Source organism: Duganella sp. AC237 (assembly GCF_979254035.1).
In genome coordinates this window covers 2,251,767-2,263,784 of record NZ_CEEDEW010000003.1, presented here as the reverse complement: position 1 = coordinate 2,263,784, position 12,018 = coordinate 2,251,767, and the positions used below count along the sequence as shown (strand labels likewise).

Sequence of the window (12,018 nt, the reverse complement as noted above, 5' to 3'; positions counted from 1 at the left end):
CGGACCACACGACTACGCGGGCGTGCCGACAATCACGCTCGATGCCTTGAACACGGCGCCGACTTGGCTACCGACTTGCAGCGCCAGCGCCTCTCCGCTCTCGCGCGTGACGATGGCGGCGATCACGCCGCCACCGCGCAGTTCGATGCTCACTTCCGTGTTGACGGCGCCGGCCTGCAAACGCGTGACTTTGCCGGCCAGCTGATTGCGGGCGGACAAGCGCGCCGTTCCCATCTCAGCCACCACGATCACCGACGACGCCTTGATCAACGCAAACGCGTCGGCGCCGATGGTCAAGCCCAAGCTGTCGCTGCTGTCACGCGTGATGGTGGCGACGATATGCTGGCCACCGACGATCTCCAGCGTGATTTCGTCGTTGACAGCGCCCTGCTTCAAGTCGACCACCTTGCCGCTGAACTGGTTGCGCGCGCTGGTTTTCATCTTCATCCTTTGTAGCAGCAGGAAATCATCGGCCAGCGCATGCGACTGCCCGCTCAGATGCGCGACGAACTTACGGTGCTCCGCGTCGATCTTGCGGAAGTTCTCGACCAGCTGCGCGCCGCGCGCGGTCAACCGCGTGCCGCCTCCGCCCTTGCCGCCGGCGGCGCGCTCCAGCAGCGGCTCGCCGGCCAGGTTGTTCATCGCCTCGATCGCGTCCCACGCGCCCTTGTAGCTCATGCCCACCGCCTTGGCCGCGCCGGTGATCGAGCCGGTCGACGCTATCGCCGCCAGCAAGGCCACGCGTTCGTGTCCGCCCAGCTTCTGGCCGCCGATGGTCATCCAGACGTTGCCTTGCAATTCCATGGCCGGCTTCATGATGGTTGTTCCTCCGCATCGGCGATACGCCCTTGTTCCATGCGCAGCACGTGATCGCCGAAAGCCCGCGCGTCCTCGGGATCGTGGGTGATCAAAATCATCGGTATCGCCAGCTTGCGCTGCACGGTGTCGAGCTCGGCGCGCATGCGTTCGCGCAAGCCCGGATCGAGCGCGGCGAACGGTTCGTCCAGCAGCAGCGCGGTCGGCTGCGGCGCCAGCGCGCGCGCCAAGGCCACGCGCTGGCGCTGTCCGCCGGACAATTCGTGCGGCAACTGGTGGGCGACTTGATCCAGTTCGAACGCCTGCAACCAATAGCGGATGGTCTCGCCATCCACACGCGACAAGGGATTGCGCCAGCCGCGCTGCAAGCCGAAGCCGATATTCTGCCGCACATTCAGGTGCGGGAACAAGGCGTAATCCTGGAACAGGTACGCCACTTGTCGCCGCCGCGGCGCCAGGTCGATACGGGCGGCGCTGTCGAACAGGCGGCGGCCCGCCAGTTCGATATGGCCGCGATCCGGCGTCATCAGGCCGGCCAGCGCTTTCAGCAATTGGCTCTTGCCGGCGCCGGACGGACCGTAGATCACCACACGCTGGCTGGCCGATTCGAAGCGCGCGTCCAGTTCGAAAGTGCGCGCGCCGGAACGCAGGGTCTTGGCGATGTCGACTTTGATTTGCATGGTCAGCCCTGGAGATTGCGGTTCGGCGTCAATTTATTGGCCGCGATCAGCACGGCGATGCACACCACCGACGTGATGATGACCAACAAATTGGCGCTATCGTCCTGCCCGGCCTGGACCGCTTCGTAGACGGCGATCGACAAGGTCTGCGTCTTGCCGGGAATGCTGCCGGCGACCATCAAGGTGGCGCCGAACTCGCCCATCGACCGCGCGAACGCCAGCAGCGTGCCGCCCAACACGCCGCGCCACGCCAGCGGCAACGTCACCCGCAGAAACACCCCGAAGGGCGGGATGCCCAGCACCTGCGCGGCCTGCTCCAGTTGGCCGTCGACCGACTCGAACGCCGCGCGCGCGCCCTTCAGCACAAGGGGAAACGCCACCACCGCCGCCGCGATCACCGCCGCCTGCCAGGTGAAGATCAGGTTGATGCCGAAGGTTTGCTGCAACCAGGCGCCCAGCACGCCCTCGCGTCCGATCACCACCAGCAGGTAATAGCCGAGTACCGTCGGCGGCATCACCATCGGCAGGGTCAGCAGCGCGTCCAGCAATTCGCGGCCGGGGAAGCGCTTGCGCGCCAGCAGATAGCCGAGCGCAATACCCAACACCAGATCGATCAGCGTGGCCCACAGCGCCACCTTCAGCGACAGGCGCAGCGCGATCCAGGCCGGTTCGGCAAAAAAAATGTCCAACCGCGCGCTCCGGTCCTATGGACGGCCGAAGCCGTGGCGGGCCAGGATCGCCTGCGCCGCCGGGGTCAGCACATAGTCTGCGAACCTGCGTCCGGCCGCAGGCTGCGGCCCGGCGGCGACAACGGCGATCGGATAGCTGACCGGAGTGGCGGTCGGCACGGTCGCGATCACGCGGACCTTGTCCTTTTGGACGATCGCGTCGGTGGCGTAGACGAACCCGGCATCGACTTCGCCACGGGCCACGTAGTCGAGGCTTTGCCGTACCGAGGTGCCGAAGATGGCTTTGGGCTCGACCGCTGCCCACAGCTTGGCCTGCTCCAAGGCCTGTTTGGCGTAGCGACCGACCGGCACGCTGGCGGGATTGCCCATCGTCACGCGGGTGACGCCGGCCTGCTGTAAATCCGCGATGCCTTTGAGCACCAGCGTGCCATTGGCCGGCGCGATCAGCACCAGGCTGTTGGTGACGAAGTTGCGGCGGGTGCCGGGCGCCAGCAGTTTCAGCGATTCGGCCTTGTCCATCGCTTCCTGGTCGGCGGAGGCGAACACGTCGACGGGCGCGCCCTTGCCGATCTGCTGGACCAGCGGATCGGAAGCGGCGAAGTTGAAGTGCACCTTGTCGCCCGCGTGATCCTTCTCATAGGCGGCGCCGATGTCCTTGAAGGCGTTGGTCAGGCTGGCGGCCGCCGAGACCGTGATGTCGGTCGCAGACGCCGTCGCGAATACGGCCATCAGGACCGTTGCCATCGTCATGTTCAAAGCCCGCATAGATTTCCTTGTCATTAAGTTCCCCGTCCACCGCAATATACTCGATTATATAACGAGGCCGCCATCGCCAGCTTCAAGGAAATATCCCGGCCGGCCAGTTTGCTGCGCCGGACAGGCGCCGCATGTCAATCGAACCGCATTACAAGTGCATTACCAAATCGTAATGCTTTCCTCGTTGGCATCCCTTTCAAACAACACTACTATGGATTCCGGGTTGCATTCAAAGCAACGGCGAACTTTTCGGAGGAACAGTCATGGCTCACACGACGCCGCACGATATCGAAATCCTGCGTAACAAAATCAACGACCACGGCATCTTCCGAGTGCCGCCGAAATCGAAGGAGATGCCGTCGATGAACGGCACCGGCTTTTACACCTGGCAGTTCTACCTGCGCAGCGCCCTGCTCGACGCCCGCAGCCTGCAGACCATCAGCCACCACTTCTGGAGCCGCTTCGAGGAAACCTACCGCGCCCGTCCATTCCAGATCGCCGGCGTCGAATCGGCCGCCGTGCCCATCATCACGGCGCTGATCTGCTCGGCGGCGGAACGCGGCATCACGCTCAACGCCTTCACCATCCGCAAGGAGCGCAAGGCGTATGGCCGCCGCAACCTGATCGAGGGCGCGCCCAACGGGCTGCCGGTGCTGTTCGTCGACGATCTGACCTCGCCGCAGCACAACGCCTTCTGGCACGCGGTGCACGCCTTGTCGGTGCACGGCCTGCTGCTGGCCGAGGACGCCTACGTGCTGGTGCGCAAACAGGAGCGCGCGGTGTCGCCGTACATCGCCACCTCGATCGGCACGGTCATGGTGCAAAGCCTGTTCACGCTCGACGACTTCGCGCTGGAGCTGGCCGATTACCTCGACGAGCAACAAGCGGCGACCGCCGACCAGGCGCGGGCGGCCTGACATGGCCCCGCCCGACGTGGCGTTGACCGCTCACGCCCCCGCCTCGGTGCCGGCGGCCGTCGCGCCCGCGCCGGCGGCGCTGTTCCGGCCCGAGGCGCTCGACGAGGCGCGTTCGCGGATGGGCGCGCCGGTGCGGCTGCTGGGCGTCTCCGGCTGGGCGATGACGCTGTTTTTCGCCGCCCTGCTGGCGACGGCGGCGGGATTCGCCTGCACCACGCAATACGCGCACAAGGAAAACGTCTTCGGCCAGGTCACGCCGGTGGCCGGCAGCCTGCGCATCATCGCCGGACGCGGCGGCATCGCCGAGCAGGTGCTGGTGCGCGAGGGCCAGAACGTGCGCGCCGGCCAGGAGTTAATCGGCATCTCGTCGGCGCCGCGCCTGCAGCTGGGCGGCTCGCTCAGCGACAGCCTGCGCCGCAGTCAGGACAGCCAGCTGCGCGCGCAACGGCTGCAGGCGCGGGCGCGGCTCGACCAGTTGCAGCGCCAGCTCGACGAGGTCACCGAGCGGCGCCGCAGCGTGGCCGACGACGTCGTCAGGCTGCAGGAGGCGTGGCGCCTGCAGCAGTCGCGCATCGACATCCAGCAGCAATCGGTGGCGGCGGCCCATACGCTGACCGACCAGGGCATGCTCTCGCCGATGGCCATGCGCAGCCGCGACGACGACCTGCTCGCCGCCAAACAAACCCTGGCCGGCCTGGAGCGGGAAAAGGCGCAGCAGCAAAGCCTGCTGGTGCAGCTGGCGGCGCAGGCCGCGCGCCTGGAGGCCGAGTCACGCATGGCGCGCTCGGAAACCGACAACACCGAGGCGCAAACGGCCGAGCGGCAGATGATGTCGGAGGCGAGCTACGCCGACCACCTGACCGCGCCGACCGACGGCATCGTCACCGCGCTGCAAGCCCACCCCGGCGCGCCGGTCACGGCCAACGAGACGCTGGCCATCATCATCCCCGAAGGCCACGATCCGCGCCAGCCGGCGCTGGAGGTCGAGCTGTGGGCGCCGTCGCGCGCGATCGGCATGCTGCGGCCCGGCGCACGCGTGCATCTGATGTATGACGCCTTCCCCTACCAGACCTTCGGCATGTCGCGCGGCGTGGTGCGCGACATCGCCAGCGCGCCGGTGATGCCCAACGAACTGCCGGTCCCGATCGAGACCAAGGAGCAGCTGTTCCGCATCCGCGTCACGCTCGAACGCGCCGCGCTGACGGCGTATGGGCGCGATTGGCCGCTCACGCCCGGCATGCGCCTGAGCGCCGACTTGATCCTGGAGGAGCGCAGCCTGCTGCAATGGCTGCTCGATCCGCTGCGCGCGGCCAACCGGCAAGGGGGCGGCGCATGATATTCCGCACAACGACAACGCGCCGAGGCGCTGCGGCCTTGCCCGCCTGCCTGCTGGCCTGCCTGCTGTTGGCCACCGGCGGGGCCGGCGCCGCTGCGGACGACCACGGCTTCGGCGCCCGACTGCTGCTGGCGCAAAAAGACGGCCGGGTCGCGCTGTTGCTGCCGGAGAGCCATATCGGCTCGCCGGCGCAGGAGGACCAGTACTTCCGCGACGTGATCCGTCCGGCGTTCGCCGCCAGCAGCGTCATGCTGGCCGAGCGTTCGAGTGTGTCCTGGTTCGACAAAACCTACGACCAGGCCGGTTGTCCGGACGAAGGCAGCGCCGAGGCCGCGCTCGATCCGGCGCTCAGCGCTGCGCTGCGCCGGCATGCGCCACCCGCCCCGCCCGACCTGCCGGCGGCGCTGCGCGCGCTCTCGCCGGCCGACCGGATCGCGACGCTGGGCCGGTTCATGCGCTTTTACCTGCTATTCATGGACGCGCACCAGCGTGCCTACGGCGCGATACCCGCCGTGGCCGGCGCGCGCAGCTTCGCCATCCGCAATGCGCAATCGGGCGTGCTGCTGGCCGGGGCGCCCAAGCGTGTCGGCTCGGTCGAGGACACCGGCACCTGGTTGCAGGCATACTGCGCGATGCGCCCGGCGCAGCGCGCTGCGATGATCGCCGAGACGATCGAGCGCAGCGGACAACCGCCGGCAACCGACCCCGCCGACGCCGGCACGTCCGGCGCCGCACTGCGCGACACCACCTATCGCGACAACGACGCCGCGTATCGACGGGCACTGGACGACACCCGCGCCGCCTTGCGCTTCCCCCAGCGGCCCGGCACATCCGAATACGGCGCGCGGGACGTTCCCCCATCGAGCGGAGGACAACTGGCGATCGATCAATTCACACTTGCCCAGCGCAGCCGTGCCTGGGTCGCCGGCCTGCCGGCCGTGTGGCGGCGCGAACGGCTGCCGTTTTACGCGCTGGGCGCCGCCCACTTCGCCGACGGCCCGCACGGTCCCGGTTTGATCACCCTGCTGCGCGAGGCCGGCTATACGATCTCGCTGCTGGCCGATCGCCGCGCGCTCGACGCCGCGTTGGCCGGTGTGCCGCCGGCGGCCGCGGCCCCAGCCGCCGCGTCCCTGACGGCGCGCGCCCTGCCCGGCGGTTGCCGGCGCGACGGTGACAGCTACGCCTGCAACTGGAGCGACAAGTCCACCAGCTATCTCGTGGTCGCCACCCAGCCGTCACGACGACAGGAAGCCTGGTCGGCGTGCTTCGAGCGCGAAGGCATGTATGGCCCGCAAAAGCGCTGCGTGTCGTCGCTGCGCGAAGCGGGGGCCGAACGCGCCACCGACTTGCGCGCAGCCGACAGCGCCAGCAGCGAAAAGCCGCCCTCGCCCACCGATCCCTGACGCCGTCAAGCGTCCACCCCTTATCCGGCGGCGCCGCCGCCGGACCCCGTCCCTTGAGCGCTCATCGGACCGTAGCACCACGTCTGTTCTTTAACCAACCACATGGAGAAAAAATGCGAATTTTGAATGATGATGAAATGGACGCCGTCGCCGGCGGACAAGGACACACCGTTGCGGCAAAAGCTGAATTGCCGGTCAAGACCAAGGCCCGGCACAAGCCGCTCGGCATGGTGCACACGCTGGAGGAGGAAGAGCCGGGTGACGGCGGCGGCGATGGCGGCGGTGGCGGCGACGGTGGCGGCGGCGACGGTGGCGGTGGCGGCGATGGCGGCGGCGGCGACGATGGCGGTGGCGGCGGCGACGTCGGCGGCGGTGGCGACGACGGTGGCAACGGCGGTGGCGACACCGGTGGCGACGATACCGGCGACATCGGCGGTGACGACGGCCACGGCAACGAAGTTCCCGACCCCGATGCGCCGGTCGACGACGCGCAAAACGACATCCAGTTGGCCAAGGCGGAAGACAATCCCAAAGCCGACATCAAGATGACCTGCAACGCGGAGAACGGCAGCAAAGTCTGCACGTCCGGAAACGCCGAACACTTTATCGTCACCACCACGGACAAGTTCGGCAACACCACCGCCTATAGCTGCGGCCTGAACCCCGGCTATAGCGTCACGGTGTCGCTCGAACTGTTCAAAGCGATCCGCGGCGGCACGGCGGGCGTGCAGTGGACGCAAAGCCCCAGCTTCGACTGCAAGGTGATCCCGTCCAGAGGCTAACCGCCGGGCACACGACGCCGCCGCCGTTCGGGCGGCGTCGCCGGCCTGGCGTCCGCCCCAACACCTCAGCCAGAAAAGAATCCATATGTACCAAGCCTTCCAATCCGAGGCGGCCGAATGCGGCCTGGCCTGCGTCGCGCTGGTGCTGGCGTCGCACGGCGCGCCGGTCGACATCGCCGAGCTGCGGCGCAAGCACCACGTGTCCTCGCGCGGGCTGACGTTGCGCGAGGTGGCCGACATCGCCGCCGCCAACGCCCTCGTCACGCGCGCGCTGCGCTGCGAACTGGACGAGCTGCGCCAGCTGCGCTGCCCGGCCATCCTGCACTGGGGCCTGCAACACTACGTGGTGCTCGAGCGGGTGCGCGGCACGAGCGTGCGCATCAGCGATCCGGCCAGCGGCCGCAGCGACCTGGGCCTCGACGAGGTGTCGCGCTTTTTCACCGGCGTGGCGCTGGAGCTGGCGCCGGCGCCAGAGTTCAAGCGCCGCAAGCAAAAAAGCCCGCTGAGCCTGTGGTCGTGGTTCCGGCTGGCGCCGGGCATGCGCGCAGCACTGGGACAGATCCTGCTGCTGTCGCTGCTGCTGCAGGTGTACGTGGTGGCCAGCCCGTTCTACATGCAGCTGGCGATCGACCAGGCCGCGCTCAAGGGCGACCACGGCCTGCTGATGTCGCTCGCGGTCGGCTTCGGCCTGTTCGCCCTGTTCAACGCCGGCGCCGAGGCGCTGCGCGGCGTCGTCACACTGCGCCTGTCGGCGCTGCTGAACTGGGACATGACCTTGCGCCTGTTCCGCCACATGGTGCGGCTGCCGCTGCCGTGGTTCCAGCGCCGCAAGCTGGCCGACGTGCTGTCGCGCTTCGACTCGATCGCGCCGGTGCGCGACCTGATCTCCGGCAGCCTGGTGACAACCGCCGTCGACGGCCTGCTGACCGTGGCCACTTTGGTCATGATGTTCATATTCGCCCCGCAGTTGGCGTGGGTAGTGCTGGCGTCGGTGCTGCTGTATCTGCTGGTGCGCCTGGCCGCGCTGCCGATCTCGATCCGCCTGGGCATGGAGGCGCTGGGCGCGCGCATCGCCGAAAACGGCAAGCGCATCGAAACGGTGCGCGCAATCCAGACCGTCAAGGTGATGGGCGCCGAGAACGCCCGCGAGAGTGACTGGGCCAACAAGTTCGCCGCCACCATCCGCCGCGAGCAGGCGCAAAACGTCGCCAACCTGTGCTTCGCCGGCATCCACGGCCTGCTGGAGAGCGGCGTGACGGTGATCCTGATCTACCTCGGCGCGCGCGCCGTGATGGACGGCGCCATGTCGATCGGCCTGCTGTACGCGTTCATGTCCTACCAAAACCAGTTCTCCACCCGCGCCAGCGCGCTGTTCGACCAGATCATCCATTGGCGCCTGACCGATATGTATTCCTACCGCCTGGCCGACATCGTGCTCACGCCCAAGGAGCCGCGCATCGACGAGGCCAGCGTGGCGCAGCCGCACATCGAAGGCGCGCTGCAATTCATCGACCTCGGCTTCGCCTACGCGCCACAGGAGCCGCCCATCCTGCGCCAGGTCTCGTTCATGATCGAGCCGGGCGAATTCGTCGCCATCGTCGGCCCGTCCGGCGCCGGCAAGTCGACCCTGCTCAAGGTGTTGTGCGGCCTGTATCCGGCCAGCGTCGGCCAGGTACTGCTCGACGGCCGCTCGCTCGAATCGTGGGGGCCGAAGGCGACCCGCCGCGCGCTCGGCGTGGTGATGCAGGACGACGAACTGCTGGCCGGCACCATCGCCGAGAATGTCGCCTTCTTCGACGAGCAGATCGACGTCCAGCGCGTCTGGACCTGCCTGGAGCAGGCGGCCATCGCCCACGACATCCTGAAGATGCCGATGCGGATCGAGACCTTCATCGGCGAGATGGGTTCGAACCTGTCGGGCGGGCAGAAACAGCGCCTGCTGCTGGCGCGCGCGCTGTACCGGCAGCCGCGCATCCTGGTGCTCGACGAGGCCACCTCGCACCTGGACATGCGGCGCGAATCGGAAATCAACGCGGCCCTCAAGGCGCTGACGATCACGCGCGTGATCGTCGCGCACCGGCGCGAGACCATCGCCGCCGCCGACCGCGTCATCACGATCGACAATGGAACGGTGGTGTCCGACCACCGCAACGCGCACGCGCCGATAGCGGCCATCGACGATGAAGCTCATCGCGCTTAGCGGCCGTGTTGCACCACCTAATCACAAATAATTTTCTCCAATATGAGTGGAAGTGAGAATGCGTGCATTCTCCCGCAAGAAACGTGCTATTTTATGGATTATAAATTCTCGTTTCCCAAAAGGACGCCGTTCGAACAAGAACGAGCAACAGGATTCCAATCGATGGAAATTTTCCAGCTTGGTCAAGAGTCTTTTGATATGGTGTTGAAAAAATAAAAGTGAGAAGAATTTTGACTCTTAAATTTAAGGGGTGTTTAAACTTTCATCCCGTAGGACAAGGCTTATATGCTTCCGGTTATCTTTTAAACATCAACGGGAATCCTTCGCATCCTCTTTTCAGTTGGGTATATGACTGCGGGACGCTTTCTTCGAACACATTAGTTCACGGCGCGACCAAGCGTCTTGCGGCTACTCACACTGGAGCAGTGAAGCCCCGCCTAGACTTGGTGGTTATATCTCATTTTGATATTGACCACATTAGCGGCTTAGTCAATTTGTTGATGCATTTTCATGTCGGCGTACTTCTAATTCCTTATGTAGTTCCTTGGCAACGTGCTGCTCTAATTTTTGGGCAAGGTAAATACGTATCAAAGCGTGATCGTGCGTTTATTCTGGACCCGATTGGCACGATTTCCGCTATTCAAGGTGTCGAGATCGATCAGGTCGTATGGGTTGTTGCCGGCAATCAAAATAGTCGGCCCGATGATAACTTTGACAATGATCTCGATTTGAATGTTGCTAAAGTGCCCGACGGGCCGCCAACGCTAACGATAGATGAAGGTGATCCTGAGGACGAATGGCAAGAGTGGGAATTAAGCCGAAACGCACTTCCGGGAATCGGAAAAGTGTCGATGCTTCGACCAGGGGGACGTCTTTATATTCGTGGCATATGGGAATTTGTTCCTTATCAAGCTCCGACTGTAGCAAACCAGCCCGATGCCGTTTTTTTAGCCCGCGCCTCAGCCGAGCTAGAGTGGCTGTTAAAGGCACCTAACAAAGCATTTAAAGACGACGCATTAAAGCGTTTGAAGGCGCTTTATGAAGCTCGTTTTGTCTCAGGTAAGCAACGCAATATTATTTCCCTGTTCTTGTATGCAGGGAGCTTGAATGCCGCTGGGCCTGGATATTGTGGGTGTGCCACTCCAGTGGCCCGCAATTATGTTCAGGCATGCTTTAATCACCGCTTCGACGTGGTCAATGTTATTTATACCGGTGATGGGTATCTAAAAACCACGATTCAATTGTCGGATTTGCTGGCATACCTTGGCGCCAGACGTACGCGAGAAATTTTGGTTTTTCAAGTCATGCATCACGGAGCAGACGCGAATTGGCATGTAGGCGTAGCGCAAAAAATAAAGCCAGGTTTGAGTGTATTCTCTTCGGATCCTACGCGAGGGAAGCGGCCACATCCGCATGCGAGGGTAAAGTTAGACTTCGCTGCCTATAACCCGTTCCAAGTCGATCGTTTCTATGGATTAAGTACGGCAGCAGTTTTCTCTGTTCGTTAGACATTGCAAATTTCTCACTTGTCATCCGATGCGGCGGCAACGGATGTTCGCGCATGCCAAAGCTGATAACGCTGCAAAGCATGCAACACCCAAATTGTCCAACTCGCTGTCCAGTAGAGGTGTCGTTTATGCAAAAAAGATGTGTCTCTTTGCAGAGGTTTGATTCATGAGCGTTGTTGTTTCACGGTCTGTCTTGGCCCGGCCTGCTTTTCCAGCTTGCTCTGGGCGCCAACCCGGCGCGCGCCGGGCGCGCCGCGAAGCCTACATCCGCGATTTCCTGCTCCCAAGGACCTGTTCGAAGCGCTGCGCGCTCATCATCCGCAGCGGTCGCTGAAGGACTGCGAACTGGTAGCGCAGGGCCTGCGTCAATTCTTCCTCGCGCATCTGAAGAGCGGCGGCCGATTCATTTCCATGCCATCGCAGGTGGTTGATGACATGTGGCACGAATTCATCCTGTACACCCGGGACTACGAGCAATTTTGCCGGCGCGCCTTCGGCCACATGCTGCACCACACCCCTGCCGTCGTCCTCAGCGAACGCAATCAGGGCAACCAAGGCATCCGCCGCGCCTGGCACTTCGCCTGTCATGAAGAAAACATCAACCCGCTTAAGCCCACCCGGCTGCCTTTGCTGTTCGCCCTGGACACCAAGCTCGGCATTCCCGGCGGTTTCCATTACGTGCCCGATTGCAGCGGCGTCAAACGCCAAGGCAACGCGGGCGGCGATGGTTCCGGTGGCGCCATCTACTGCGGCGCAGACCTGGGCGGTGGTGACGGCGGCGGTTCCTGTTCCGGCGATGGCGACGGAGATGGCGCTGGAGGCGGCGATGGCGGCAGCGACGGTGGTGGTTGCGGCGGCGGCGGTTGCGGTGGCGGCGGCGGTGACTGACGATGCAACACAATCATTACCAGATCGTAATGATTTCCATATT

The 12,018-nt window shown here is 64.6% G+C and carries 11 protein-coding genes; 7 read left to right on the top strand and 4 right to left on the bottom strand.

The annotated features are described in order from the left end of the window. Window positions 1-12 precede the first annotated feature (12 nt). The 4 genes from AC0IYS_RS10440 to modA are packed head-to-tail and all read right to left on the bottom strand — an operon-like array spanning window position 13 to window position 2,950. The gene (locus AC0IYS_RS10440; protein WP_471705073.1) at window positions 13-816 is read right to left on the bottom strand and encodes a TOBE domain-containing protein; all 804 of its coding nucleotides are present in this window, start codon (window positions 814-816) and stop codon (window positions 13-15) included. Beyond that, a complete protein-coding gene (locus AC0IYS_RS10435) occupies window positions 813-1,496 on the bottom strand; it encodes an ABC transporter ATP-binding protein (protein WP_471705072.1) in 684 nt (227 codons plus the stop codon). The genes AC0IYS_RS10440 and AC0IYS_RS10435 overlap by 4 nt, the downstream gene beginning before the upstream one ends. Before the next feature lie 2 nt (window positions 1,497-1,498). After that, window positions 1,499-2,185 (bottom strand): molybdate ABC transporter permease subunit, encoded by a 687-nt coding sequence (gene modB, locus AC0IYS_RS10430; protein WP_471705071.1) that lies wholly within the window; start codon window positions 2,183-2,185, stop codon window positions 1,499-1,501. Between the two features lie 15 nt (window positions 2,186-2,200). Beyond that, complete coding sequence (gene modA / locus AC0IYS_RS10425; protein WP_471705070.1) at window positions 2,201-2,950, bottom strand: molybdate ABC transporter substrate-binding protein; 750 nt, start codon at window positions 2,948-2,950, stop codon at window positions 2,201-2,203. A 254-nt stretch (window positions 2,951-3,204) separates the two neighbouring features. On the opposite strand from modA, the gene AC0IYS_RS10420 reads away from it, so the two are divergent. The 7 genes from AC0IYS_RS10420 to AC0IYS_RS10390 all read left to right on the top strand — a co-directional run bounded on the left by AC0IYS_RS10420 (window position 3,205) and on the right by AC0IYS_RS10390 (window position 11,975). Beyond that, window positions 3,205-3,858, top strand: a complete 654-nt coding sequence (locus AC0IYS_RS10420) for a type I phosphoribosyltransferase (RefSeq protein WP_471705069.1) — start codon at window positions 3,205-3,207, stop codon at window positions 3,856-3,858. 1 nt (window position 3,859) lies between these two features. Beyond that, complete coding sequence (locus AC0IYS_RS10415) at window positions 3,860-5,194, top strand: HlyD family secretion protein (protein ID WP_471705068.1); 1,335 nt, start codon at window positions 3,860-3,862, stop codon at window positions 5,192-5,194. Beyond that, on the top strand, window positions 5,191-6,597 hold the full coding sequence (locus AC0IYS_RS10410; protein WP_471705067.1) for a hypothetical protein: 1,407 nt from the start codon (window positions 5,191-5,193) through the stop codon (window positions 6,595-6,597). The genes AC0IYS_RS10415 and AC0IYS_RS10410 overlap by 4 nt, the downstream gene beginning before the upstream one ends. Window positions 6,598-6,710: 113 nt before the next feature. Beyond that, window positions 6,711-7,379, top strand: coding sequence for a hypothetical protein (locus tag AC0IYS_RS10405; RefSeq protein ID WP_471705066.1), 669 nt, complete (start codon window positions 6,711-6,713; stop codon window positions 7,377-7,379). Window positions 7,380-7,464: 85 nt separating this feature from the next. Next, the gene (locus AC0IYS_RS10400; RefSeq protein WP_471705065.1) at window positions 7,465-9,579 is read left to right on the top strand and encodes a peptidase domain-containing ABC transporter; all 2,115 of its coding nucleotides are present in this window, start codon (window positions 7,465-7,467) and stop codon (window positions 9,577-9,579) included. 230 nt (window positions 9,580-9,809) lie between these two features. Then, on the top strand, window positions 9,810-11,087 hold the full coding sequence (locus AC0IYS_RS10395; RefSeq protein WP_471705064.1) for an MBL fold metallo-hydrolase: 1,278 nt from the start codon (window positions 9,810-9,812) through the stop codon (window positions 11,085-11,087). 159 nt (window positions 11,088-11,246) lie between these two features. Then, entirely contained in the window at window positions 11,247-11,975 is a 729-nt protein-coding gene (locus AC0IYS_RS10390) for a glycine-rich domain-containing protein (RefSeq protein ID WP_471705063.1), read from the top strand. The last annotated feature ends 43 nt before the right edge of the window (window positions 11,976-12,018 follow it).